Origin of the sequence: Niastella caeni (assembly GCF_004834005.1) — a bacterium.
Classification (GTDB): domain Bacteria; phylum Bacteroidota; class Bacteroidia; order Chitinophagales; family Chitinophagaceae; genus Niastella; species Niastella caeni.
The window spans coordinates 717,825-743,583 of record NZ_STFF01000002.1 but is presented as its reverse complement, the minus strand read 5'-3'; the positions used below and the strand labels follow the sequence as shown (position 1 = coordinate 743,583).

The 25,759-nt window shown below is 43.5% G+C and carries 21 protein-coding genes; 6 read left to right on the top strand and 15 right to left on the bottom strand.

Features of this window, described 5'->3' with window-relative positions; all coding sequences use genetic code 11:
• Positions 1-103: 103 nt before the first annotated feature.
• The 3 genes from FAM09_RS10490 to FAM09_RS10480 form a co-directional block, all read right to left on the bottom strand.
• On the bottom strand, positions 104-1,174 hold the full coding sequence (locus tag FAM09_RS10490; protein WP_136577038.1) for a hypothetical protein: 1,071 nt from the start codon (positions 1,172-1,174) through the stop codon (positions 104-106).
• Between the two features lie 218 nt (positions 1,175-1,392).
• On the bottom strand, positions 1,393-1,977 hold the full coding sequence (locus FAM09_RS10485) for a hypothetical protein (RefSeq protein WP_136577037.1): 585 nt from the start codon (positions 1,975-1,977) through the stop codon (positions 1,393-1,395).
• Complete coding sequence (locus tag FAM09_RS10480) at positions 1,967-2,479, bottom strand: RNA polymerase sigma factor (RefSeq protein ID WP_136577036.1); 513 nt, start codon at positions 2,477-2,479, stop codon at positions 1,967-1,969. Before FAM09_RS10480 ends, FAM09_RS10485 begins: the two co-directional genes overlap by 11 nt.
• 136 nt (positions 2,480-2,615) lie before the next feature.
• On the opposite strand from FAM09_RS10480, the gene FAM09_RS10475 reads away from it, so the two are divergent.
• Both FAM09_RS10475 and FAM09_RS10470 read left to right on the top strand, forming a co-directional pair.
• The gene (locus FAM09_RS10475) at positions 2,616-3,398 is read left to right on the top strand and encodes a GNAT family N-acetyltransferase (protein ID WP_136577035.1); all 783 of its coding nucleotides are present in this window, start codon (positions 2,616-2,618) and stop codon (positions 3,396-3,398) included.
• A gap of 257 nt (positions 3,399-3,655) precedes the next feature.
• The gene (locus FAM09_RS10470; RefSeq protein ID WP_136577034.1) at positions 3,656-4,171 is read left to right on the top strand and encodes a hypothetical protein; all 516 of its coding nucleotides are present in this window, start codon (positions 3,656-3,658) and stop codon (positions 4,169-4,171) included.
• Positions 4,172-4,831: 660 nt separating this feature from the next.
• Here FAM09_RS10470 and FAM09_RS10465 read toward each other — a convergent pair.
• Together FAM09_RS10465 and FAM09_RS10460 are read right to left on the bottom strand one after the other, a co-directional pair.
• On the bottom strand, positions 4,832-7,174 hold the full coding sequence (locus FAM09_RS10465) for a glycoside hydrolase family 2 TIM barrel-domain containing protein (RefSeq protein ID WP_243751646.1): 2,343 nt from the start codon (positions 7,172-7,174) through the stop codon (positions 4,832-4,834).
• A gap of 235 nt (positions 7,175-7,409) precedes the next feature.
• Positions 7,410-8,777, bottom strand: coding sequence for a YeiH family protein (locus FAM09_RS10460; RefSeq protein WP_136577032.1), 1,368 nt, complete (start codon positions 8,775-8,777; stop codon positions 7,410-7,412).
• Positions 8,778-8,908: 131 nt separating this feature from the next.
• Between FAM09_RS10460 and FAM09_RS10455 the strand changes: the two genes are divergently transcribed.
• Both FAM09_RS10455 and FAM09_RS10450 read left to right on the top strand, forming a co-directional pair.
• Positions 8,909-9,490, top strand: a complete 582-nt coding sequence (locus tag FAM09_RS10455; protein WP_136577031.1) for a Crp/Fnr family transcriptional regulator — start codon at positions 8,909-8,911, stop codon at positions 9,488-9,490.
• Between the two features lie 59 nt (positions 9,491-9,549).
• Entirely contained in the window at positions 9,550-10,014 is a 465-nt protein-coding gene (locus FAM09_RS10450) for a DUF2214 family protein (protein ID WP_136577030.1), read from the top strand.
• 28 nt (positions 10,015-10,042) lie between these two features.
• Here the strand turns inward: FAM09_RS10450 and FAM09_RS10445 are convergent, their stop codons facing one another.
• The 7 genes from FAM09_RS10445 to kdpF form a co-directional block, all read right to left on the bottom strand.
• Positions 10,043-11,743 (bottom strand): sensor histidine kinase, encoded by a 1,701-nt coding sequence (locus FAM09_RS10445; protein WP_136577029.1) that lies wholly within the window; start codon positions 11,741-11,743, stop codon positions 10,043-10,045.
• A complete protein-coding gene (locus FAM09_RS10440) occupies positions 11,743-12,876 on the bottom strand; it encodes a sensor protein KdpD (protein WP_136577028.1) in 1,134 nt (377 codons plus the stop codon). Before FAM09_RS10440 ends, FAM09_RS10445 begins: the two co-directional genes overlap by 1 nt.
• Positions 12,877-12,879: 3 nt before the next feature.
• Positions 12,880-13,953, bottom strand: a complete 1,074-nt coding sequence (locus FAM09_RS10435) for a porin (protein WP_136577027.1) — start codon at positions 13,951-13,953, stop codon at positions 12,880-12,882.
• A gap of 7 nt (positions 13,954-13,960) precedes the next feature.
• Positions 13,961-14,533 (bottom strand): K(+)-transporting ATPase subunit C, encoded by a 573-nt coding sequence (locus FAM09_RS10430; protein WP_136577026.1) that lies wholly within the window; start codon positions 14,531-14,533, stop codon positions 13,961-13,963.
• 14 nt (positions 14,534-14,547) lie between these two features.
• Entirely contained in the window at positions 14,548-16,638 is a 2,091-nt protein-coding gene (gene kdpB / locus FAM09_RS10425) for a potassium-transporting ATPase subunit KdpB (protein WP_136577025.1), read from the bottom strand.
• Between the two features lie 20 nt (positions 16,639-16,658).
• The gene (kdpA, locus tag FAM09_RS10420) at positions 16,659-18,374 is read right to left on the bottom strand and encodes a potassium-transporting ATPase subunit KdpA (RefSeq protein ID WP_136577024.1); all 1,716 of its coding nucleotides are present in this window, start codon (positions 18,372-18,374) and stop codon (positions 16,659-16,661) included.
• Between the two features lie 140 nt (positions 18,375-18,514).
• Positions 18,515-18,595 (bottom strand): K(+)-transporting ATPase subunit F, encoded by an 81-nt coding sequence (gene kdpF / locus FAM09_RS31540; protein ID WP_014220321.1) that lies wholly within the window; start codon positions 18,593-18,595, stop codon positions 18,515-18,517.
• Between the two features lie 399 nt (positions 18,596-18,994).
• Here kdpF and FAM09_RS10410 point away from each other — a divergent pair, with 399 nt between their 5' ends.
• On the top strand, positions 18,995-20,944 hold the full coding sequence (locus FAM09_RS10410; protein ID WP_136577023.1) for a KUP/HAK/KT family potassium transporter: 1,950 nt from the start codon (positions 18,995-18,997) through the stop codon (positions 20,942-20,944).
• 100 nt (positions 20,945-21,044) lie between these two features.
• Here FAM09_RS10410 and FAM09_RS10405 read toward each other — a convergent pair whose 3' ends face one another.
• Positions 21,045-22,367: a sigma-54-dependent transcriptional regulator gene (locus FAM09_RS10405; protein ID WP_136577022.1), complete on the bottom strand. Its 1,323-nt coding sequence runs from the start codon at positions 22,365-22,367 to the stop codon at positions 21,045-21,047.
• A gap of 705 nt (positions 22,368-23,072) precedes the next feature.
• Between FAM09_RS10405 and FAM09_RS10400 the strand changes: the two genes are divergently transcribed.
• A complete protein-coding gene (locus FAM09_RS10400; RefSeq protein WP_136577021.1) occupies positions 23,073-23,723 on the top strand; it encodes a rhomboid family intramembrane serine protease in 651 nt (216 codons plus the stop codon).
• A gap of 150 nt (positions 23,724-23,873) precedes the next feature.
• Here FAM09_RS10400 and tilS read toward each other — a convergent pair whose 3' ends face one another.
• Together tilS and FAM09_RS10390 are read right to left on the bottom strand one after the other, a co-directional pair.
• The gene (tilS, locus tag FAM09_RS10395) at positions 23,874-25,304 is read right to left on the bottom strand and encodes a tRNA lysidine(34) synthetase TilS (RefSeq protein WP_136577020.1); all 1,431 of its coding nucleotides are present in this window, start codon (positions 25,302-25,304) and stop codon (positions 23,874-23,876) included.
• 115 nt (positions 25,305-25,419) lie between these two features.
• Positions 25,420-25,731 (bottom strand): tetratricopeptide repeat protein, encoded by a 312-nt coding sequence (locus tag FAM09_RS10390; RefSeq protein ID WP_136577019.1) that lies wholly within the window; start codon positions 25,729-25,731, stop codon positions 25,420-25,422.
• Between the last annotated feature and the right edge of the window lie 28 nt (positions 25,732-25,759).

Genomic DNA, 25,759 nt, shown 5'->3' with positions numbered 1-25,759 from the left:
AACAAAAAAACCGCGCATTGCCCTGAGCTCAGGGCGAATGCGCGGTATGCGGGAATATTTTGGTGTGATACAATAGCGTTAATGACTATTGTAGCATCAACGATTATTGGTATTGAATATAGATCGGCTGCGGTTTCTCGGCAAGCACTTCTTCAGGCGTTAGCATGTGGCTGTTCTGTTTGCGAATGTCGTTTTTATAAAACAACTTATATCCGGCAAACTGAATAGGCTCCTTCCACACATAGGCTTTGTAGCTGTCATGTTTAAGCGAAGGTTCGCCCCAACCGTCCATGTCGATAACGATCTGCACTTCAGGCTGAAGTTTGATGTTCTTGTAATTGGTAACCATGTTTTGGGTGAAGCGATGCACCACCAGGATCTTGGGCGGCAGGTTATTTTCTTTTGTGAGTTTGGCCAGGTAATCGCTAACAAAATTCACATCTGAGGCATCCATGGTACCGATCACGGCGCCTGGTCTTTTACCTGTTTTCATTGAGAACTCAGGATCGATACCCAGGTGTACGTGCGGCATTTTCAGGTATTTTTCCAACTGGGGAATTTCAGCCTGCACATTGCTAAAGCCCACCTGTACATCCAGGAAAACCAGGGCATTGATGCGGGCCGCCATACCCAGAATAGAGTCAATCTGGTTGAAAGGCATGCGCAAACGGTATTTGCCATCTCTTCCGGGACTACCCTGGGCAGTTACGGCAATGTAATGCAGGGCGGGTTGTACGGGAGTAGAAGGATCGGCGGCTTCCCACTTTTTCACTTCTGCGCCCAGCCTTTGCAGCATTTCATCTGGTGGATATTCGCCCAATGCACCCATATTTTTGGAATACAGGTTTCCGTAATAAGCCACTACCCTTTTAAAAGGAAGAATAGCGCCGGGCCTGGGATAGGCAGTTTTCACCGGCCAGCGACCTGAAGAATCGCCATTGGCCAACTGAATATTTTTACGATTAAAAAGAGCTGTGTCCAGCGTGGTAGCGGTGGCTGTAGCTACTGATTCCTTAACTTCTTTGGTGTCTTTCGTTTCTCTTGCCGCAGTTGTGTCGGCAACTTTGGGTTCGGCAGTATTGGCCTCTCCACTGGAGCAGGCATTCATAACGAGCGGCAAACAGGCAGCAACTAAGAGCCGTCCTGAGCGCGTTAACCAGGTATTTGATTTCATTGCGTGTGTTGCGGTTTTGTGCTTTTGGTTCATAGGTAAAACAGCGGGCGAAAATAAGTCAAAAGGAGTGATCAAAGCAATGGAGATGCCATTTTTCCGGTATGCTATTATATCCTACTTTTTTCCACTACCTGAAAACCCCTAGTCCGCTTTGCTTATAACGTATAAAGCACGGTTCTGGTATTGGCAACTCAATGAACTTCCCAATACTGTCTGAATCAGGCAGAGGGCTGGCTTTCGTTCTCCTGCAATTTCTGCCATAATACTTCCAACTCCCGCTTTTTGTTTTTATAAATAGAAAGCTCCCAACCGCTGGCATAAAAACTCAGTATAAAAAAGAGCGAAACTCCCAACGCTAACCAAACCGACTTTCCGCCTTCCCAAATACTTAACAGCACCAGGATCGCAACAGGAACAGCATTCCAGCGCATAATGTGGGCAATGCGCACCTGGTAGCTGGCCGCAGCCAACGCATGCTGCAGGTCGCCCGACAGGGTACGATCGTACCGTTGAAGTTCTTTCATCCGGCGGATACGTTTTACCAATACATACAATGCACTGCCAAACATCCATGCTGCCAACCCATAAATAAATATATGGTTATGGCGCATAAAATTGGTTCCCACTAAAAAACTTCCGGCAGCTATATTTACGATCAGTAACAGCCACTCTGTAAACCCGGCAATATGAATAGCCTGGTATCTTTTTGTAACAATGCGATTGTGCAACGCTTTTTCATTGATGATATACATAGGTTGATTATTTTGTGTATCCCAGATCTTTTGCAATTCTTCAAATTCCATGTTCAATGAATTTTTTCGATTGAATAATGAGTTGCTTTTTGATACGGTTGATCTTTACGCCTACATGCGATACCGAAATGCCCAATATGGCTGCCATTTCTTTGTAACTAAAACCATCCAGTAGTAGCAAGGCCAGCGAGCGATCAATTTCATCGAGTTGATGAATGGTTTCGTATAACCAGTTCAGTTGTTCTTCAACAGGAAATACAGGTGGCGATAAAATTTCCGGAATAGCCGCCATTGCTCCATTAGCGTTACGGTATTGTTGCTCTTTATTGATCCATCTGATGGCCGTATTAAGCGCTATCCGGTAGATCCAGGTAGTAACGGCCGATTCACGTCTGAAAGCTGGAATAGATCGCCAGACCTGGATCGTAATTTCCTGGAACAGGTCGTCCTGGTCCATAGCCGTACGGCCATAGGCCCGCACAATTTTAAAGATGAGCGCCCTATGCTGATCGAGCCATTGGTTAAATATATATCCCTGTTCCTGGAAGGTCACTACACGTATGTTTTATCATGTTAGTACTGGCAAGGGCTTATTTCTTACATTCAATATAAAATATTTAAACAAGCTCATGAATAGCAACTATTACATATGTGTTGGTATCGTTTAAACTATTCTCTATTTTCAGGTTATGCATACCATAAAAAGAGTTGATGACCTATTGAAGAAAAAGCTGGAACCGCTTTTTGTTAATCATCATTGTGCAGATCTAGGTATTAAAAGCATTTTAGAAGGACAAAGCGGTAAACAGATAAAGGTGGTGGTTGATAATGCTGCTGATCCCAATATTGCATTGATCAGGTATGGAACGTTTGGCATACTGGCAGGCAATGCGTCGCATGCTGCCGCTTCAGCACTTGTACAATCAATAGACCTTCCCTGCGCTATTCAACCATCTCCTGAAACGTGGATAAGCCTGTTGCAAAACAAATATGCAGATAACATTAAAAGAATTGAACGCTATTCATTTACTCATGAGCATATTGATACAACTATATTAAAGGAGATCATTGCAGAACATCCAAACTGCAATGCCTTACAGGAGATTGATACCGTCACAGCATATGCAATGGAACACGATGAGTGGCATAAATACCATTTTCTCAACTATGATTCACCGGAGGATTTTGCCACCAAAGGCTTTGCATGCGGTATCAACATAAATGGCGGGTTGGCAAGTGCCTGTTCCGCCGCCTTGCGTTGTACCAGCGGTATTGAACTGAATGTGATCACACTTCCGGCATACAGAAATCAAGGCCTGGCAGCCGTAGCAGCCGCCTGCACTATAAAAAGGGCTATGGAGCAAAACCTTATTCCGCATTGGGATGCAGCTAACGAACGTTCGGCCAGGTTGGCGATGCGGCTTGGGTATAAGCCAGCGGGGTCGTATTATACGTGGTTTGTGCCAGCTTAACAGTTTAGCACTTATAATCTACCAACATACTATATTAATCAATGAGCTCCAATCAGGGGCTTTTTATGGTAAAATCCACCTCCAACAAGCTTTTCCGCAAAATTTCCCGTAACTTTTTTTATGCACCTACAACACCTTGAACCACAGCACCTACAACCTTAAAGCTAGTACCAGTAAGGGTTTCCGTTTAAAGTTCTTTTGGGGTCTGCACTTGCAGATGTAAAATAACCTGTGTACATTTAATAAAACCCATCGTTATGAAAACTCGATTGCTCACTCTTTTGTTAACCTCAGTAGTTGCTACTGCCTTAGCGCAGACACCTCCGAACACAACCGTAAAGAATGTTGTAAAACCTGTTAGTAATACACAGACTGCAACACCACCACCCATTATTAATTTCGAAAACCAAAAGCTTCAGATCGATTCTTTAGTCCAGGTGGCCGAGGCAGGCCAGTATTTGGACCATGCATCTTTCAGAGGTAAAGCCCGTGAAGGCAAATACTGGGTTGAGTGTTTTTACAGCAAAGGCACCAGGGAGATCCTGAAAGCCAATTACCTGTTCACAACCGATTCGCTGAACTTCAGTAAGACTTATTACTTTAAAGCCAATAGCGTAATCAAGGTCCTTGACAATAATACTACCAATTACTACCAGATTGGTAACGTAATATTAAATGAACAGGGCACCCTGGCTAATCCAGCTTTATCAAAGAAGTTTAATGAACTGATTGTTGACACTTTTCAGGGTCTGTATCAGGGATTGTTCCCATAATACATATGGCTCGATCGCTTTAGCTACTCTGTAAATTGTATTTAAGTGTATTGAGTTCTTTGTATTAGCCCGCAAGTGGACCGTAAAGGCTTGTAAGTTGTTTTACATGAGTTGTAGGTTGTTTTGCAGCAGCGGTAAGTTGTTTTGAATAGACAATAATATGTTTTTCAACAACTATAAGTTGATTTAAAACAACGATAAGTTATTTTGACCTGACGATAGCATGTATTACAGCAGCGATAGATTGGTTTGAATCGACGATAATATGTCTTACAACAACATAAGTTGATTTAATTTAACGATAGCATGCATTGCAGCAACGATTAGTCGTTTTGTATTAAAGAAAACTTGTAATGCAATGGCCATAACAAGTTTTCGCCGACGGCAGCCTATTTTTCCCCTGGCAGTAACTATAATGCAGAACAATAACCTTGTTTGTCACGTCAGAATGCTTGTTTGCGTTGTTAGTTAACTGTTTTACAAGCCAGTTCATGTATTTATTTGAAAAGCCAAGTATTGCCCTTGAAAAAAGCGCCTGGCGCCTTACAAAAAGTAATTAGTGAGGCCGAAAAAGCAACCAGTGTGCATGAAAAAGCAACCGGCTAACCAGAAACTGTAACTGGTGCACTTGCAAAAGCATTTACCCACCTTCTAACAAACTTATTTCGCTATAATATCAATCGTTGCAGGTGCAAGCCCTGCTGATTTTGCCTGTAGTTTAATGCTACCTGGTTTTCCGGTCGACTGAACCACGGCGAGACACAATCCATTGAATGTTTTTCGTTCGCTGGCCTTGAAGGATTCCATACTAGTCTGGCTTCCATTATCAACGCCCGCTATAACCCCGGCACCGGCAATTGTAAACTGAATATTATTGGCCGCATCGGGAACCAGGTTTCCATCTTTATCAACCACCTTAACCGTTACAAACGACAGATCCTTCCCATTTGCCTGTATCGCACTTCTGTCGGCCTGCAACACTATTTTCGCTGGCGCTCCGGCTGTTTTTATCGTTTTGGAGGCTATCACTTTTCCATCTTTTCTCGATACCGCTTCTACCCTGCCCTGTTCATATGTTACCCGCCACATTACATGCAGCTCATCTCCGGTCTTTCTTTTTACCCCTTGCGATTTTCCATTAATGAACAACTCCACCTCATCGGCATTGTTATAATAGGCCCACATATCAACCACTTGTCCGGGTTGCCAGTTCCAGTGCGGAAACAAATGCAACATGTTCTGAGTGGTAAATAAACTTTGATACAAATAATAGGCGTCCTTCGGAAAACCTGCCAGGTCTACAATACCAAAATATGAACTGCGGGCCGGCCATGGATAAGGCGTTGGTTCACCAATATAATCGAAGCCGGTCCATACATACATGCCGCTGATGCTTTCATATTTTAAAAACATCTTTAACGTGGCCTCATGTGATGAACCCCAGGGTGTAAAACAGTTTTCGTAGGCAGAACAGGTTAAATCTGGATTGGCATTCGCTACTGGCAAGTCCCAGCGTTGAGGCCAGATGCGCATACTATCCGATGGCATATCGTAATGTCCTCTTGTTTGCAAGGCCGAAACCGATTCCGTTACGATGAAAGGTTTACGTCCCCATTTTTGTGTTACAGAATCCGGCGGCCAATCTCCATGATGATAGTTATAACCAACGAGCTCATTAATGCCTGATTGCAACAACCGGTTCATTGACCGCACTTCATTGTTAGCAGTTACAGTTGGCCGGTCATCGAGGCTACGAACTATTTGTTGCATTTCGCGCAAATAAGCAGTGCCCGCTGTATCGCCTTCTTTGGCCCATTGTTCCTGTATTTCATTGCCCACACTCCATATAAATACAGATGGGTGATTCCTGTCGCGCAGGATCTGATCTTTCAGATCTTTTTTATACCATTCGTCAAAGTCATTGCTGTAATCATATTTCGATTTGCTGCGTTTCCACATATCAAAGGCTTCGTCCATTACGATAAAACCCATTTTATCGCACAGATCAAGCAACTCAGGAGCCGGCGGATTATGCGAAGTGCGAATTCCATTAATTCCCATCCCTTTCATGATCTGCAACTGCCGCTCCAACGCCCGGGTATTGATAGCCGTTCCCAAACAACCTAAATCATGGTGATTGCAAACGCCTACAATTTTTACTTTCTTCCCATTCAGAAAAAATCCTTTATCTACATCAAATTGATAACTGCGTATGCCGAATGGCGTGGTATATTCATCAACCGTTTTTCCGTTGGAAATCACTTTCGTGACAGCCTTGTACAGGTATGGGTTCTCAATACTCCACAATACGGGGGTTTGAAGGCTGAACACCTGTCGCGTGGTTTGCAAAGCGCCTACATGCAGATTTTTCTGTGTTTGCACTGCCACCGCTTTCCCTTCTTTATTCAGTATGGCAGTTGTAACATCACAATATCCGCCTGTGCCGCTCAGCGTAGTTGTAATATTTACAGTTGCCCTTGTTGACGAAACCGAAGGGGTATTGATATATGTGCCCCAATTATCTACATAGATGCTGTTTGTTTTTACCAGCCACACATTGCGATAAATACCGCTGCCACTGTACCAGCGACTATTGGGCTGCTGGCTATTGTCGACTTTTACGGCAATGACGTTTTTTTCGTTACCGAATTTCAGGTACGGCGTAAGGTCATAGCGGAAAGAAATATACCCGTTTGGCCGTACCCCAAGCGAGTGACCGTTGATGAAAACTTCACTATTGCAGTATACGCCATCAAAATCAATAAAGATATTTTTGCCCTTATCTGTAGCCGGCAACGTAAATGTTTTCCGGTACCAGCCCAGGCCGCCGCGCAAGGCGCCACCACCCGTACCGGTCGGGCTCGTTGAATCAAACGGCAATTCAATGCTCCAGTCATGCGGCAAGTTCAGTTTGCGCCACGAAGCGTCATTGAAACTCGCGTCTTCAGCACGAGACACATTTCCCAGGTTAAAAGTCCAGTTCCTGTCAAAATCTTCACGCACCCGTGTCGGTTGCGCGGTCGCTGAAAAATACAAACAATGGAGAACACAAATAATGAGAAGAGAAAAGGGACGTAACTGCATAGCAATCTTTTTCGGGCCGCAAAATACACATCTCGCAGCAAATCACGGTAGCTGATTGTAAACAACCAGGTATTTAAATGTTACTTTAAGGGCATAAATCGTACGATTTTTATGATCAACCGTGCCACGGTAATTTAAATATATAAGCCCTTTTCTATTGAAGGTCAGGAAGAGGAAGCAGTATACCACTAAATAGCAGGTAGGCCCATAATAATGTCCAAATGATATTGAAAAACTGTGCAGCGATGAATGCCAGCGCCGGCCGGCCACCCTCATTTTTTACCAGGTCGGCAAACCGGGCTTCGAGCCCGATGGCAACAAATGCCAACGCAAACCATACGGTGCGGAGTGCGCCCAATACACCGTTGGCATTTTTAATGGTTGCAGCCGGAATTAAAAAGGAGAAAACCAGCGAGGCAGCAACAAACCCCAGTACGAACTTGGGAAAGCGTTCCCACACCACACCCAAGCCGGGTTTTTCTGTAGCTTGGTTATTTGCACCTTTTCTATACGTCCACCAGAGCGCTATAAAAAATGCGGCGATGCCGATCAGCACGTTCTGCGAAAACTTCACGATCACACCTGCTTTGACAGCTTTTGGACCTACCAATTCCGCAGCCGCCGATACGGAAGCCGTTGTATCCAATGTACCGCCCAACCAGGCGCCACCCACTATTTCGGGTATGTGCAATATTTTGATGATCCAGGGTTGCAACACCAGCATGGGAATGGCTACCAGCAAAACGAGCGTGGTTACATACGACAACTTCTTTTTATCGCCTTTGATGGCGCCGCTGGCAACGATAGCAGCCGACACCCCGCAAATGGCTACAGCAGAGGCAAGTATAACACCAAATTCATCGTCTACCTTTAGTTTTCGGCTGATCCACAGGGCCACAAACCAAACAGCGCTTACAACCAGTACCGATTGCAATAAACCCGGTAATCCGGCTTTCACAATATCTGTAAACAAAATGCTGGTGCCATATATGATCAACCCCGTTTTTATAAAAAACTCCGATCGCGCCGCTTCTTTCACCCATGCAGGTACTTTTGTTAGATTACCAATCAACAAACCAAGACACAAAGCAAATATTACATACTCCAACCCATAGTAACTCACCGCTGTATTGCCTGCTACAATTAAAGCGATTACAGCCAATACATAGATCAATAAAAAACCTGCTACGTAATTTTTTATGCTGCCACCTGATAACCCAATGGCAGCACCTGACAATACCAGGAAAAGCAACCCGGTTTGTGCGATCAATAAAATATTTTTGAGCGATAACACTTTACTCACCAACTCATCTTTATTCGCCCATTGATACAACGGTAATTGGAATTTAAAGTCATTCACAAATGTTGTGAGTGCCAATACGCCCACAATAATAATTCCCGCCATCAACACGGCCCAGATATCTTCCGTTACATTCTCTAACAAGGCCTTTTTGGTTGTGCGCTGCTGGTTGACTACTCCGGTAGTTGCAATGTTTTCTACATTCGCATTCTGGTACGACATGTTATAATAATTTGTAAGCTGTTCAGAAATCCCCGTGGATACAAGATAGCACTTTCTTTGTAGCCCATAATTTAAATGGACTTGCTTAGGACGCACCAAAACAAAAAACAGGGTAATTTTGTTAAAAGCACGTGGAACGAATTATAAAAAATAGTAACCAATTTTCTGACCTGTCAAAAAACAGTTTAGAGATCTTGCTACCCTTCTTTTCAAGGATCGACTACAAAAAAGGCGATGAATTGATCCGTTTCGGGAAACCCTGCCAATCGTTGCTTTTAATAGACAAAGGCTATTGCAGGGCCTACAACATCCAGGATGGTGAAGAAATAAATTTCGATTTTTATTTTGAGTACGAAACGGTAACCAATAAGAACAGCTACCTTTTCAATAAGACTTCCGATTTCACGGTTGTTGCCTGCGAACCCATGATCGTATACAAGATCAACAAAACAGACCTGTTGTACGCGATCGAACAATGCCCGGAAATTGAAATTGCAGGCAAAAAGAACCTGCAAGCCATAGCCGCAAAACAGGAAAAGCAGTTACAGCTTTTCAGGATACTCACCGCAAAAGGACGTTATGAATTTTTAGAAAAGAATGACCCTGACCTGTTACAACGGGTCCCTATTTCACAATTAGCTTCTTACCTTGGTGTAAAAAGAGAAACATTAAGCCGGATCCGGAACAAAAGAATGAAGCCGGCCATTATGTGATCTATATCACGGGTGCATGCGAATTTTCATGGTTTTATTTGCACTTACAATACGTGCATATGATACCACATTCATTCTATTTATTCTTTTTGATCATTCACCTTTCAGCATTTGCATTATTTACAGGAACATTCTTCGCCAGTATAATTACCAGCAATCAATTATGGCGTTATAGTCAAAAAGAGCCCTCTATTACAAAAGCGTTGTTGATCACCGCCGACAAATATGGCCGGATAATGGGCATTTGCCTGGGTTTAATTGTAATGGCAGGCATTTTAATGATGGCCAATATGCACAAAGTCTATGGCGCACAAATATGGATGAGGATAAAGATCGGACTGGTTCTTATTATTATTCTGTTCAGAATATTGAGCACAAGGTCGTATAAAAAAATAAAAAGCAGCCTAAACAGTGAGCCGGCTGCTTCTGTCGATGATATTAGAAAACGATTATCGTTTTTCCAGCTTGTGCAACTCGTACTTATTGCCGGAATTATTGTATTAAGTGTATGCAGGTTTAATTAACTGAATGATCTTTTAATACTCTGTTATATTACACCACCTTAAACCGGCAAAAAAAGTAACTGCCTTTACCGGGAGTTGAATCAACGCCTATCTCACCGCCCATGGCATCGGCAAAATCCTTGCTGATGGCCAGTCCCAACCCGGTGCCTTTTTTTTCATGAATACCCGGCACCCGGTAAAAGCGGTCAAAGATCTTTTTTTGGAGAGAAGCGTCGATGCCTATCCCAAAATCCTGTACGCCAATTTCTATATTTTGTTCATCGGGTTGAGTAGCCTTTACAACAATGTGATCGTTTTGCGCAGAATACCTGATGGCGTTGGTGAGAAAGTTATTGATGATCCAGCCTGCTTTTTCCGCATCGGCTTGTATGGCGGGCAACTTTTCAGCCAGTTGTTGTTTGATCTGGATATTCTTTTCTTTCGCGGCGTTTTGTACTGCAGCCAGTGCTTTTGCAATAATTTCGTGCACAGGTACGGGTTGCAGGTTCAGTTGCATCTTACCACTTTCTACCTGCGACAGATCAAGCAACTCACTTAAAATACGTAAGAGGCGCTGGTTATCATCTTTCAGGCTTTGCACCAGTTCTTTTTGCTCAACAGTCAGGGCGCCTACGCGTTCGTCTTCCAGCAAGCGCAAACTGAAATCAGAAGAAGCCAGCGGTGTTTTCAACTCATGGGATATGGTAGCAATAAAATTGGTTTTTGCCACATCCAATTCCTTGAACGGGGTAATGTTCTTCAAAATGATCACATGCCCTATCAGCTCCTGCTCCTGCTGAATATCTATTTGCTCTTTGGTAAAATAGTTCTCCTTATCATTTACCACTATCTTGAATGGCATGCCATTATCTTCGTTTGTAAGGAACCGGAACAGGTCATTGCGTTGTTGAATGGCCGACTGTTGTTGCCCCACCACTTCCGGTTCTTTCATATTCAACAATTGCAGCGCCTGCTGGTTCGCGAATAATACGGTGCCGCTTTTATCGATGCCAATGCTGGCATCCTTCAGGGAATTGATAACAGTTTCGGCCCGTTTCTTTTCAAACATAATTTTCGCCAGGTTGCTGTGCTCATAGGTATTCAATTGCTCGGCCATGTCGTTAAAGGCCTGTGCCAGATCACCAAATTCATCTTTCCGTTGCAGGTGTATACGCTGGCTGTAGTTTTTGTTGGCAATGGCTTTTATACCTTCGGTTAATTTAGTAATAGGATTGGCGATCAACCCCGGGAAGTTTACAATGAAGGTAAAACCGATCAGCAGGCAAAAAGTAATGATCATGGTGATGATCACTTTGGCGTTTTCTACTGCCTGTTGTGATAAGGCATTCTTTTCATTGATGGCGTTCAGGTTGATCTGAATGATGCGGCTGATGCTTTTTTGTAACGCCATTTGTAATGGCATGGAGTCGTCGTGTTTCAGAAATTCGTTATAATCGCGATGCAAGACGTGGGTAACAGCCGTTTCCCCTTTTTCGGTGATATTGTTTTCCTGCGCGGTAAGGTTCTCTTCAAATATTTTACGGGCCGTATCGCGTTCTCTTTCCCAGGCATTCAATGCATCCAGCATCTTGCGACCGTATTCCACGCTCTTGTAATTATCCTTTAACACATCTTGCGATGCCAGGCTGATCTTATTGAAATAAAAAAAGCCTATGCCGCCAACCAGCAGCAGCAACGCAAATAGAAAACCCATGCCCAGGGCAAGTTTTGTTTTAAGCTTTAATGCCATTACGATAATATAATAATATCAATATCTTTTTCCGATAAGGTTTTTAACAACTGGCTAAACAGACTGGTACGCAAGATAACCTGGAATAAATTCAAATGCGGCTTTCCAATACAAATGGTGGTGATCTTTTTTTCTACGGCCGCCTGAATGATCTCCTGCGAAATGCGCCGGCCTTTCACCTGCAACACTTCGGCGCCTAATTCGGTGGCCAGTTTTAAATTATTGATAAGATGACGCTGCGCTGCCAGTGGAATTTTATCCAATTCCTCCCTGGGTGTTTGCACATACAGCACAAACCAGTCGGCATTGTAATACGATGCCAGCCGGCCCGTTTTCCTGATAATGCGTTGTGCGGCTTCATGTGAGGTAGAAATACAGGCCAGGAATCTTTCGTGTTGCCATGCTTTGTTCTTAGTGACGGTATAATCTACTTTACGTTCTACCTGGCCTGCCACTTCTTTGAGCGCCAGTTCACGCAATTGCAAGATCTTCTCTGGCTGAAAGAAATTTGTCAGCGCCTGCTGCACTTTGTTGTGGTCATATATCTTTCCTTCCTGCAACCGCGTGATCAATTCCTGCGCTGTGAGGTCGATGTTCACCACTTCATCGGCCATCTGCAATAACTTATCTGGCACCCTTTCTTTTACTTCTACGCCGGTTATCTGTTTAACGTTTTCATTAATGCTTTCAATATGTTGAATATTCACAGCGGTGATCACATCAATACCGGCATCCAGGATATCTATTACATCCTGCCACCGTTTTTCATTCTTACTACCGGGAATATTGCTGTGCGCCAATTCATCTACGATCACTACTTCGGGGTGCAATAACAAAATGGCCTGCACATCCAGCTCATCCAGTTGCTTGCCTTTATAAAAGACCTGTCGCCGGGGAATCAGCGGCAAGCCCTCGATCAACGCATGCGTTTCCTTTCGATTATGCGTCTCTACATACCCCACTTTCACATTGATATTCTTTCGAAACAGGTCATGCGCTTCCTGCAACATGCGATACGTTTTTCCCACACCGGCGCTCATGCCAATGTATATTTTGAGCTTGCCCCGAACCGATTGATTGGCCAGGTCGAGGAAATGCTGCACCTGTTCGTCTTTATCGTTGGATATGCTCATGTGTTAAAAGCTTACCGCTGCAGAAAAAGTAACAGCGCTGTTATTACTGGCACTGTTTTCTTTCTTTATAAAAATATTGTCTTTGCTGTTTAACAGCCTTCCCTCCAGTCGCAGGGCTATGTTCTTCACCGGCATGTAATCGATGTTGGCAGAAACACCGGTTGTCTGAAATCCGTTCTCAGTACCGGTGACGACGATAATGCAGTGTTCATCGTTATAATATTCACCCCGCACAGCAATGGCCCATTGTTTTACCGGCAGGTACCGCAGTATGGCAACCGGTGCATACCAGGTATGGGTGTCGTTACTGCCTTTTGCTACCTGTTCCTGTCCTATATCAAATCCCAGTATTGCTTCTACCTTATCACTCAATTGAATGATGCCATATAAGTTATGAAAATATCGCCAAAGCCTTGCGCTGTCAGGCTTATCCGTGCCTAAAAAGGTACTGTAATTCAGCAATACATTGCCTGATGGTTTGAATTGGACCTGCGTACCCCAGCTCATCAATGAGTTACCGGCCACTCGTTGAATGCGTTGCCAGCCATTCAGCGCCATAGCGCTCAATAACCATTTGCCATTTTTGGTAGTGTAGTTGATCTTTGCGCCGCTTTCATAATACGGCGAGTTTTCTGCAACCAGGCTTCGCGTTACTGTACGACAATCTTTACTGATGGCGCTTTCAAAACCTATATGCGAAGGCATAATACCCATATCGAGCCATAGGTTGTTATTCTTACTTAATTTGAAACCCACATTCGCCTCAAAAACATTTTTTAGTACACCTGGCTCCGCCCCATAATTGGCATTCATATAAGTACCTGCTGCCAAAGCTAAATTCGCCCTGGCGCGCTCAGCCGAAAAACTTCCTTTTACAAAAGCCAGGTTAATGTTGAATTCATTGCTCCGGTTATGGCTATATAAAAATGACGGCCGGTTGTTGTCTGTTGGCTTATTAAGATCATAACTATAGTATGCCTCCGCATAACCGCTGATGCTCAGCTTACCTTTCGTTGTATCCTGAGCCATTGTGTTAGCTGAATAAAATACAGCTATCCAAAATAAAATTCTTTTCATTGCTGATCTATTTCTTATTAGCACTCAATGCATCTAAAGCTACATTCAGTTTCAACACATTTATCTTCGAAGGCCCAAGTATGCCGAACAACGGCTTTTCAACATGCCCTTCAACCAAAGATCTCACCTGATCTTCCGGTAAACTACGCATGGCAGCGATCCGCTTTATTTGTACGTACGCAGATGCAGGTGAAATATCAGGATCGAGGCCACTGCCCGAAGCCGTTACCATTTCAGCAGGTATGGCTGACTTTTCAATCCCGGGATTATGAACCAGGAACGTATCAATTCTATCCTGTACAGTTTTCAGGTAATCGGCATTGGTTGCACCTTTATTAGAACCCGCAGAACCGGCGGCATTATATTCCACCACAGAAGGGCGGCTCCAGAAGTATTTATCGGCAGTAAATTTTTGTCCTACGTTGGCATAGCCTGCTGCTTTTCCGTTTACGATAATGGTTTCTCCCTTGCCACCATTAGGCTCCAGTTTGCCCACAAGGGCAATAAACAAGGGAAAAATACCTGCACAAATAATAAGTAGAATAAGTGTGAGCTTTATTACAATCCCAATATTTTTCATTATTCATTTTTTAATTACATAAATACCGACAGCAACATATCAATCAGTTTGATGCCGATGAACGGAACGACCACCCCGCCCACGCCATAGATCAGTAAATTCCTGCGTAGCAAAGCGCTGGCGCCAATCGGCTTGTAGTTAACGCCTTTCAATGCAAGGGGTATCAGCATCGGAATAATAATGGCGTTGAAAATGATGGCCGATAATATCGCCGACTCAGGGCTTTTCAATCCCATTATATTTAAATGCTGCAAAGCCGGAATAGACGCAATAAACAAGGCCGGCACAATGGCAAAATATTTGGCCACATCATTGGCAATAGAAAACGTTGTTAACGTACCGCGGGTGATCAATAGCTGTTTACCAATTTCCACTACTTCAATGAGTTTGGTAGGATCATTATCCAGGTCAACCATGTTACCGGCTTCCTTGGCAGCTTGCGTACCACTGTTCATGGCCACGCCCACATCAGCCTGCGCCAGGGCGGGCGCATCATTCGTTCCATCCCCCATCATGGCAACCAGTTTACCGGTGGCCTGCTCCTTGCGGATGTAATTCATTTTATCTTCCGGTTTCGCTTCGGCAATAAAATCATCTACACCTGCTTTATTAGCAATGTATTTTGCCGTAAGGGGGTTATCACCGGTAACCATAACCGTTTTCACGCCCATTTTACGCAAGCGTTCAAACCGTTCCTGTATACCGGGCTTAATGATATCCTGCAATTCGATCACGCCTTTTATTTCATTATTTACAGCAACTACAAGCGGTGTACCACCATCACTCGAGATCTTTTTCACCTGCTCTTCTACTTCTTTCGGAACGGTGTTACCTGCTTTTTGGGCCATATTGCGTATGGCGTCAAAAGCGCCTTTGCGGATCTTTGTGCCATCAGGCAGATCAACGCCACTGCTCCTGGTTTCTGCGGTGAACTTTATAAAGGTGACCGGTGCGTTATGAACAGCTAAATGCTGGTCTCGGAACTGGTCGGGGCTTAGGTTTGGATTTACCTGTTTGGCAGCCAGCTCTACGATCGATTTTCCTTCCGGGGTATCGTCGGCCAGCGAACCATATACCACCTGTTCAATAAATTCTTTCTGCCCTACTCCATTCGCCGGATAAAAATTGGTAGCCTTCCTATTACCAATCGTAATGGTGCCCGTTTTATCTAACAGCAACACATCCACATCACCGGCTGTTTCTACCGCTTTGCCACTTTTTGAAATTACATTGGCCCGCAAAGCCCTGTCCATACCTGCGATACCAATAGCCGATAATAACCCGCCAATAGTAGTGGGAATCAAACACACAAACAGTGAAATGAATGCGGCAATGGTAATGGGTGTATTGGCATAATCTGCAAAAGGTTTCAGCGTTACACACACTATTATAAATATGAGTGTGAATGCGGCCAGCAAAATGGTCAAGGCAATTTCATTAGGTGTTTTTTGCCGGCTGGCGCCTTCTACCAGCGCAATCATTTTATCTAAAAATGTTTCACCGGGTTGCGTGGTCACCTGTACTACAATACGGTCGCTCAATACTTTCGTACCGCCGGTCACTGAGGATTTATCACCACCCGCTTCACGAATCACCGGCGCCGATTCGCCCGTAATAGCCGATTCATCAATCGTGGCAATTCCTTCAATGATCTCTCCATCCATCGGTATTACATCTCCCGGCTCGCAAACAAAGCGATCGCCTAACCGCAATTGCGACGAAGGCACCACTTTTATTTCCTTTACAAAAATGTCACCGGGCAATAACACTTTTTTGGCCGGTGTTTCTTCCCTTGTCTTGCGTAAACTTTCAGCCTGGGCCTTGCCTCTTGCTTCTGCCAATGCTTCGGCGAAATTGGCAAACAACACGGTCAATAATAATATGGCAAATACGACTATATTGTACCAAAGCGCACCCTGCGTGCTATCCTTTGTACCGAGCTGATACAATACCACCGCCAGCATCACGAATGTGCCAACTTCTACCGTAAACATCACCGGGTTCTTGATCATTAACCGGGGACTGAGTTTTACAAACGATTGTTTGATCGCGGTATTTACCAATGCCGGTTCAAACAATTTTATTTCGTGTTTTCTTTTTGACATAACTATTTTTTTGTCGGCATTTATTTCAGACTAAAGTATTCTGCCAACGGTCCTAATGCCAGGGCCGGGAAATACGATAAGGCATTTACAATAATGATCACGGCCAGCGTCATGCCGCCGAATGTAATAGAATCGGTTCGCAGGGTTCCCGCTGATTCAGGGATGTATTTTTTATTTGCCAGTAAACCGGCAATAGCAACCGGTCCTATAATGGGCAGGAACCGGCCAAGTATTAATACAATACCGGTTGTTACATTCCAGAAGATATTGTTATCACCAAGCCCTTCAAACCCGCTTCCATTATTGGCATTAGATGAAGTGTATTCATACAACATTTCTGAAAAGCCATGATATGAGGGGTTGTTTAACCAGGCAGCCGGTTTCACCGACCATGCCAGGCCCGGATGATGCGATACGAAATAAGCAGCCAGCGCTGTTCCGCTTTTAATTAAGAAAGCTGATAATAAGGTAATGAGGGCTGCGATCTTTACTTCCCGGGCTTCTACTTTATGGCCCATGAATTCAGGCGTACGGCCCACCATTAACCCCGAGATAAACACGGCTATAATGATGAAAATATAATAGTTCAGCAATCCCACACCCACACCGCCATACAGCGCGTTGATCATCATATCCAGGATGGCTACCCCACCTGATATCGGGGTCAGACTATCATGCATGCCATTCACCGAACCATTTGAGGTTGACGTGGTAGCAATGCTCCAGAAGGCTGTGGCTGCAGATCCGAGCCTGACCTCCTTCCCTTCCATACTGCCGATGTGCTGGGCAACTCCCAGGCGATCGATAGCAGGATTGCCTTTTGTTTCGAAATAGATATTGATGCTTACAAACACCAAAAACAAAAAGGTCATTACCCCGAAGATCACATAGGCGAGTTTTTTTCGATTGAGATAAAAACCCAGTGTAAACACCAGCGCCATCGGGATCAGCAAAATGGCAATGGATTCAATAATATTGGTAAAGTAGTTGGGGTTCTCCAGCGGGTGCGCCGAATTCGCGCCAAACCAGCCGCCACCGTTTGTACCCAATTGCTTAATGGCGATCATTCCGGCTGCTGGTCCACGTGATACCTGTACCGTATCGCCCTGCAAAGTAGTAATGGTATCCTTGCCATCAAAGCTGGCGGGCGTGCCATTAAAAGCCAGGATAATACCCATTACGATCGACAATGGTAATAAAATACGGGTAGTAGATTTTACCAGTAAATTCCAGAAGTTGCCCAGATTGCTGGTTGTTTTTTCTTTCAGCCCATTAAACAATGCTACCAGTGCTGCGATGCCGGTTGCAGCGCTTACAAACTGCAGAAAGGTAACTACAAACAGTTGCGTGAAATAGGTAAGCCCTGATTCGCCGGAATAGTGTTGCAGGTTACAATTCACCAGAAAGCTGATAGCTGTGTTGAATGCCAGGTCGGGTGTTTGGCCGGGATTGCCATCGGGGTTCAGCGGTAATTTGTTTTGAAAGATCAACACAAAAAAAGCGTACACAAACCACAACAGGTTTATAGATAGCAGCGCTTTTAAAAACTGCTTCCAGTTCATGCCTGCTTTGGGATCAATTCCACTGATGCGGAAGATCAGCCGTTCAAACGGGTTCATAAAATCGGTGATGGTGCGTTCACCGGCAAAAACTTTTGCCATGTATTTGCCCAACGGAATCGCCAGGATGATCGTGAGCAGGAACGTTATTAGTACACCAAATAATTCTGTATTCATACTTGTAAGTAGTGAGTGGTCAGTGGTAAGTAAACTTCCAGAATTCGCTTTTTGTATTCACACCGTCTGCTTACAGATTGCAAACCAACAGTGAGGTATGGGCTGGATGAATGCCCGCATTCACCATCGACCATTCACCATCAAAATTTTTCGGGTTTAATTAATACATACAACAGGTAACCAAAAACCAGTATTGATAAAATAAATAATGCGTTGATCATAGTTTTATATGTTTTCAAAAAAGTCAATAGTTCGAAAGAACAGGTAGAAACACATGAGTCCGGATGCAAAAAGAATGAGTGTTAGCATTGTTGTATTTTTTTGTTCGGGGAAGAAATGCCAATGGAGTGCCGGTATTATGAAAAAGCGCAGGAAATACAGCAAGGAGTTAATTAACAAAGTGATATAAGAAAATAGTTAACAAGTGTTCATTTAATCAAGCAATAAAAACCCTTTCATTTTGGAAGGGTGGTTTATCAAAATGAAAAGGTTAGTGTAACATTTACCATCCGGCCTACACTAATATTAAGCCCGAAAATAGGTTTGAAAGAAATAAATTCTCAGCCTGTTCAACAGTACAGGCTTACCCATTTTTCGGCAGGTTTAAAACAGGAAATAAAATGAGTTCATCATCATCACCGGCTGTATTTCACAAGAAGATCACTGCAGCAGGCATTTTAATTGCTACCGGTATCGTATTTGGTGATATCGGTACTTCTCCGTTATACACATTGAACGCTGTTTTTCATCATCGGGTCATTACTGAAGAGGTGGCTTTGGGCGCCTTATCGGCCATCTTCTGGACACTCTTCTTCCAAACTACACTTAAATATGTGATCATCACCCTGCAGGCCGACAATAAGGGGGAAGGCGGTATTTTCTCACTCTATGCCCTTATCAGGCGTTTCTGGGGCAAGTGGTTGCTGATCCCTGCCATGGCAGGCGGTGCTTTTTTAATGGCCGATGGTATTATCACGCCGCCTATTTCCGTAGCTTCTGCAATTGAAGGGTTACAAAAAATAAATCCGAACATCGATACGGTCCCCATCATCATTGTTATTCTTATTCTGTTATTCACGTTTCAGCAATTTGGTACAGATAAGATCGGTAAGGTGTTTGGTCCCGTGATGGTTGTATGGTTCACGTTCATTGGCGTATTGGGTGTGATGGCGCTTAGCCATGAACCCGGCGTATTTAAGGCGTTGAACCCCTACTATGCCTATGTAATGTTAAAAGAAGTACCAGGTGGTTTCTGGTTATTAGGCAGCATCTTCCTTTGTACTACGGGTGCTGAAGCCTTATACAGTGATATGGGCCACTGTGGTAGAAATAACATTCGCATAAGCTGGATCTATATCAAGATCATGCTGATCTTAAGTTATGCCGGACAAACTGCCTGGTTGCTGCAACATACCGGTCAGCCACTGGATACTGTAAGTCCGTTCTATCACATTGTTCCGGATGCGATATACATTCCTACATTAGCCATTGCTACCCTGGCAACTATTATTGCCAGCCAGGCGTTGATCAGCGGTTGCTTTACGCTGGTAAACGAAGCCATTCGTTTAGATATTTGGCCTCGTCACCGCGTATTGTTCCCCGGTAACATAAAAGGACAGCTATACATTCCTTTTTTAAACTGGTTATTGATGGCAGGCTGCCTGGGCATGGTATTGTACTTTAAGGAATCTACTAAAATGGAAGCCGCATTCGGGTTAAGCGTTACGCTTACCATGCTGATGAGTACCGTGCTGATCAATTTTTATTTACATGCCAAACGGGTACCCATGATATGGGTGGTATTGATAACAGGTTTATTCCTGGTGATAGAATTAGGTTTTTTGACGGCCAACCTGCAAAAAATAAAAGAAGGCGGTTGGATAACCCTGATCATTGGCGCTATATTATTCGCCATTATGTATGTATGGCGGAAAGGACGTACCATTACCAATAGCCTGAAGAAAATGGTGCCTATTGAGGAATACATTCCTTTATTAAAACGGTTAAGCCTGGATGAAAAGATCCCGAAATATGCTACCAACCTGGTATACCTGACCAGTTCGGGGTCGCCACGCAAAATTGAAAAGTCAGCGCTGAATTCTATTTTGTCAAAATCGCCCAAGCGGGCAGACATCTATTGGTTTGTGCACGTGAATGTACTGAATGAACCTTATGCTATGCGTTACCATGTAGAAACCATCGTTAAAGATGACTTATACTATATTGAATTTAATTTGGGTTTTCGCATAGAACCGCGCATTGATTATTATTTCAGACAGGTAGTGAATGAATTGGTAAAAACCCAGGAGGTAGATGTATCAACAAGACATGAACAGCATTACCAGGAAAGCAGGATCGGGGATTTCAAGTTCCTGATCATGGAAAGCTTCCTGTCGTATGAAAACGACATGCCTTTCTGGAAAAACATTTTAATGAAAAGCTATTTCAACCTGAAATACCTGAGCGTAAAAGAGTCAATCAATTTTGGCCTTGACCCCAGTAATGTAACGGTTGAAAAATACCCGGTGGTGGTTAATGCGGTACAGCATCCGCCGTTGGAGAGACAGTAGTTTGTAATTTCTGATTTCCGGATTTTGAGATTTGGGGATTCCTTTATGTTTAACTTTTTTCCAAATCTCGAAATCCCGAAATCTCTAAATCAGCAATTCCTTATTCAATCTTATATTCCTCCATCTTCCTATACAACGTAGTAAGCCCAATTCCCAGCAACACCGCTGTTTTTGTTTTATTGCCTTTGGTATAGTGCAGTACTTTTTGAATATGATCTTTTTCCACGCTGGCTAAGGAAAGGTTCGTAGAACCTTTATCTTGGATCTCAAAAGGCAAATGTTCCGGGTGAATGGTATCGCTATCGGCCATGATCGTTGCCCTTTCCAGCACATTACGTAACTCGCGAATGTTGCCTTTCCAGGCATGCTGTTGCAGCAATTGCAAAGCATCTATATGCAGATGTAACATTGGTCTGTTTTCTTTGGCGGCATAATATGCTAAAAAATGATTGGCCAGTACGGGAATATCTTCTGCATGATCGCGCAAGGCCGGCAGTGAAATGGTAAAGACATTCAACCGGTAATACAGATCTTCGCGAAAACTTCCATCGGCTACCGCTTTTACCAGGTCTCTATTGGTAGCAGCAATAATGCGCACATTTACTTTAGTGGTTTTTACATCGCCCAGTTTTATAAATTCACCATTTTCAATTACGCGCAGCAGTTTGGCCTGCAGGTCAATATTCATTTCGCCAATCTCATCCAGGAACAGGGTGCCGCCATCGGCCAGTTCAATCAATCCTTTCTTATCTTTTGCAGCGCCCGTATAAGCGCCGGCTTTATGTCCGAACAATTCTCCTTCTAACAGATCTTTGGCGAACGCGCTGCAGTTGATAGCAACTATAGCTTTATCATTTCGTTTGCTGTGCGCATGAATGGCATTGGCAAACACTTCTTTCCCGGTCCCCGTTTCTCCCAACAACAATACATTGGTACTGGCAGGTGCAATTTTCTGCGCTAGTTGAATGGCTTGTTGCAGCCGGGTGCTATGGCCAATAATGTCATTAAAGGTATAGGCGCCTTTCTCCTTGATTTTTATGGCTGATCTTTTTTGCGCATTCGCTTTATCTAAAGCCTGGTATAACAATGGTACAATGCGATCGTTATCGTTGCCTTTTGTTATATAATCAAAAGCCCCATTTTTGATGGACTGAACGCCATCGGGAATATTTCCAAATGCAGTTAATAGAATGATCTCGACGAGGGGATACTTTTCCTTTAGTTCTTTAACAAACCGAACCCCATCGCCATCTGGCAATTTTACATCGCATAAAACTATATCCGGTTCTTTTTGAGCAAGCAACGACCAGGCGCTTTTTAAAGTACCGGCCTGTTCAACCGTAAATCCTTCCAGTGAAATAATACGGCTCAATAATTTCCGAAGCTGTTCTTCATCATCGATTAATAAAATGTTACCTGGCATACGATGGATTAGTGCCAAAGGTAGGGAGTTCTATCTATCCGACATTTATCAGACATATCCGACATAATCGAAGATTAATATCAAGTTGGGCCAGCATTTTTTTATGCACAATGGCGTTCAAAATAGCTTCTTTCAATGATGCAGGCAAGGGGGTACTCTAATTCTTCTTTTCTCAACAACCCCTCATACCTGATCCTAAGAACCTATCAAAACTTGTCGGTGATCAAAATGAAAAAACCCCGACCGTAGTCGGGGGCATTTCTATACCTATGAAGACTATATCCAAATTTAGTTTGTGCTGCTGTCCCTGCATTTTCCTTAGCACCCGCCTTCGTTAAGGCTTCGAACTGGCGGGCATTTTCACATTTGCACATTATATATATGGCAAGCCGTGTACCATGCCAATCGGGCGGCAGTGCCAAAAGAATCGAGCAACGCCACAAAACACTCATCACTTATTGGTTTTCAACACATTGAAAACAATAATGGAGCATGAAAATAATTAAATTATAGCAATTATACCACCGTAAGACTACTTAAATTTGTTCCAAAACCGGAATTAACATTTCGTTTTGGGAAAATAAAATCACCATTTACCCTTATTCTTTTCTGTTATGCACCCAGCATTCACCAATTCGTCATACTTCCTGATAATGTGTGCTGTATAACACGTTTCTTACTATTTTTGGCCATCAATAAAAAGCAATGACAATAACCCTGATCATTATTATCATTACAGTAGTGGTTTCTATTGCAGCCTTTAGTAATGATAAAGTATACAACGATTTCATTTTTGACCCGCCAGCCGTAACCTACAACAAACAATGGTACCGCTTTTTAACCTGTGGCCTTATTCATGCCGATTATGGTCACCTGTTCTTCAACATGTATGCTTTTTACATGTTTGGCGATAACGTAGAAGAAAACTTTATTCGAATTTTCCATGAAAAAGGAAAACTGCTTTACCTGTTATTATATATTACCTCGCTTTTTGCCTGCCTGTTACCCACCTACGCCAAACATAAAACAGATGAATACTACAGGAGTCTGGGTGCTTCCGGCGCAGTTTCAGCGGTGATCTTTGCTTATATCTTACTCAATCCGCTTCAAAAAATAGGTTTGATATTTTTACCGCCATCATTGAGCTTGCCCGCCTTTGTTTTTGGTTTGCTTTACCTGGTTATCTCTTCCTGGTTGGATAAACGGGGCGGTGGTAACATCAATCACTCGGCCCACATCTTTGGCGCCTTGTATGGCATTGCCTTTTTAATTGTCGTCAGCTATTTGTTCTCCGATTACCATGTACTGGAAGAATTCATTGATAAAATACGGGCCTTTGCAAGCAGATTCTCCTAACGGCAGGCAGAATGGTGAATTTTGATTGTTGAATTGCTTAATGGCTAAATTGTTGAATTACTCGTAGTTCAGCCGGTCGAATTTATTGCGATGCCCCTAATCCGGAGCGCATAACCATTAAACAGTGAAGCCATCAAACCATGAAACCTTTCATAAATTTTCAAAACGTATTCGCAACACCTGTCGGGTAGCATCGGTGATTTTAAATCGATCATCAATCCGAAGTCCAACCACCCACACCACTTTTTTATTGCTTTCCAGTACCCAAACTTTTTCTTTATCGGTAAGCGATAGTTTTTGATCTATGAAGAACCGGGCGAGTTTCTTTTTCTTTTTTAATCCGAGCGGATAAAAATAATCGCCCTTTTTCCATTTACGCAGCAGTAACGGGAATTGCAGGTCAGCGCGATCAATGAAGGCCATGGAAGGGTCATTGATCAGTTGTACATTCTTATTACTTAAAGATTCAAAAACGAGTTTCCCATTTTCAAATACAACCTTGTTCTCCTCTTCATCTATAGCCAGCGTTTGCGCCTGTTCAGCCTGAACCGGTGCTATGATGAGCCAGCGCCGGTTTTTTATAATGCGATGCGTAGCCGATTGCACATACCGGCCCGATTCACTGCCCAGCAAACGGGCCACTTCTTCTACCTGAGCCGGCGAGCACCCAAAGTCTTTTATTATTTCATACACAATGGAATGCAATGGCTGCGATTTTTGCAGCTTCAGTACAGGGATGTGTACTTCACCTCCTTTATATTCCAGCAACTTTTTCTTATGCTGCTCCACGGCTTGTTCATATAATAACTCCATATCGGCAAAACGGCGCAGGTTGGCCACCAGGTTATTTTCTGCTTCGGGATAAATCTTTTGCACTAAGGGAATGAGCTGATTGCGGAAATAGTTTCGTGAATATTTATCCAGGGCATTGGAACTGTCCTCTACCCAACTGAGTTTATTTTCTGTGGCGTATTTTTTCAACTCTTCTTTTCGGGCAAACAGCAATGGCCGTACGATATCGCCTTGTTTCGGTAACATGCCGCGCAAACCATGAATGCCCGTTCCCCTGAAAAAATGCATCAGCATGGTTTCTATGTTGTCATCGAGATGGTGGGCGGTGAGGAGTACGTTTGTGGTTGGTGGTTTATGGTTTGTGGTTGGTCCTCCGCTTTTTTTGTTTTCCCGCATGACATTTTCTTTCCTATTTTCCGTCTCCGGCTTCTGACCTCCAACTTCTGACTTCAGTATTTCCGCAAACCACCCATACCTTAATGCCCGCGCAGCTTCCTGGATAGATAATTTATGCGTATCGACATACGCCTTTGTATCAAATTCCTTTATCAGAAACGAAACGTTATACTTATGCGCCAATTGTTGTACAAAATCGGCATCGCGTTCACTCTCCGCTCCTCTCAGGTTAAAGTTGCAATGTGCAATTACAAATGAATAGCCAGCCTGATGGCATAGTTCACACAGCACCACCGAATCAACACCACCGCTCACGGCCAGTATTAAAGTATCCTTTGGTGAAAAAAGATGATGATCAAAAATGTATTGCTGAAATCGTTGCAGTAAATCCATGGGAAAAATTCAAATTACAAATCGCAAATCACAAAAAAATTCCAAACAACAAATCTCAATTTGAAAAGCCCAAATCCCGCATTTGGTATTTTTGTTTGGTTCTTGGAATTTGGTTTTAAAAAGTGAGCTCCTCATACGCACTTCTCAGCTCGCCATATGCATGCTTGTCACCCGCTGTTTTGGCGGCTTCCATTCCCTTTTCATACCACTGAATGGCTGCATCGGTATCGCCGGTGCGCTCAAGTAATTTAGCCAAATGATAATAAGATCCTATATAACCGGGGTCCTGCGTAAGTATTTCCTCAAAAATACCCCGGGCAGTTGAATCGTCGCCAATTTTAATGTATTCCAATGCCAGCGCGTGTTTCAGAAAATTATCGCCAGGGGTGGCCTGCAAAAATTCCTTCAATCGGGTTATGCGGTCCATGTTTCCTCAATTAAAAAATCCATAAAAT

Bases quoted from the DNA above. Each gene is read 5' to 3' on its own strand.
- FAM09_RS10485 (WP_136577037.1), bottom strand. From the start codon at position 1,977: ATGGAATTTGAAGAATTGCAAAAGATCTGGGATACACAAAATAATCAA.
- FAM09_RS10490 (WP_136577038.1), bottom strand. From the start codon at position 1,174: ATGAAATCAAATACCTGGTTAACGCGCTCAGGACGGCTCTTAGTTGCT.
- FAM09_RS10445 (WP_136577029.1), bottom strand. From the start codon at position 11,743: ATGGCATTAAAGCTTAAAACAAAACTTGCCCTGGGCATGGGTTTTCTA.
- kdpB (WP_136577025.1), bottom strand. From the start codon at position 16,638: ATGTCAAAAAGAAAACACGAAATAAAATTGTTTGAACCGGCATTGGTA.
- FAM09_RS10410 (WP_136577023.1), top strand. From the start codon at position 18,995: ATGAGTTCATCATCATCACCGGCTGTATTTCACAAGAAGATCACTGCA.
- FAM09_RS10405 (WP_136577022.1), bottom strand. From the start codon at position 22,367: ATGCCAGGTAACATTTTATTAATCGATGATGAAGAACAGCTTCGGAAA.
- tilS (WP_136577020.1), bottom strand. From the start codon at position 25,304: ATGGATTTACTGCAACGATTTCAGCAATACATTTTTGATCATCATCTT.
- kdpF (WP_014220321.1), bottom strand. From the start codon at position 18,595: ATGATCAACGCATTATTTATTTTATCAATACTGGTTTTTGGTTACCTG.
- FAM09_RS10475 (WP_136577035.1), top strand. From the start codon at position 2,616: ATGCATACCATAAAAAGAGTTGATGACCTATTGAAGAAAAAGCTGGAA.
- FAM09_RS10430 (WP_136577026.1), bottom strand. From the start codon at position 14,533: ATGAAAAATATTGGGATTGTAATAAAGCTCACACTTATTCTACTTATT.
- FAM09_RS10470 (WP_136577034.1), top strand. From the start codon at position 3,656: ATGAAAACTCGATTGCTCACTCTTTTGTTAACCTCAGTAGTTGCTACT.
- FAM09_RS10390 (WP_136577019.1), bottom strand. From the start codon at position 25,731: ATGGACCGCATAACCCGATTGAAGGAATTTTTGCAGGCCACCCCTGGC.
- FAM09_RS10450 (WP_136577030.1), top strand. From the start codon at position 9,550: ATGATACCACATTCATTCTATTTATTCTTTTTGATCATTCACCTTTCA.
- FAM09_RS10435 (WP_136577027.1), bottom strand. From the start codon at position 13,953: ATGAAAAGAATTTTATTTTGGATAGCTGTATTTTATTCAGCTAACACA.
- FAM09_RS10440 (WP_136577028.1), bottom strand. From the start codon at position 12,876: ATGAGCATATCCAACGATAAAGACGAACAGGTGCAGCATTTCCTCGAC.
- FAM09_RS10460 (WP_136577032.1), bottom strand. From the start codon at position 8,777: ATGTCGTACCAGAATGCGAATGTAGAAAACATTGCAACTACCGGAGTA.
- kdpA (WP_136577024.1), bottom strand. From the start codon at position 18,374: ATGAATACAGAATTATTTGGTGTACTAATAACGTTCCTGCTCACGATC.
- FAM09_RS10400 (WP_136577021.1), top strand. From the start codon at position 23,073: ATGACAATAACCCTGATCATTATTATCATTACAGTAGTGGTTTCTATT.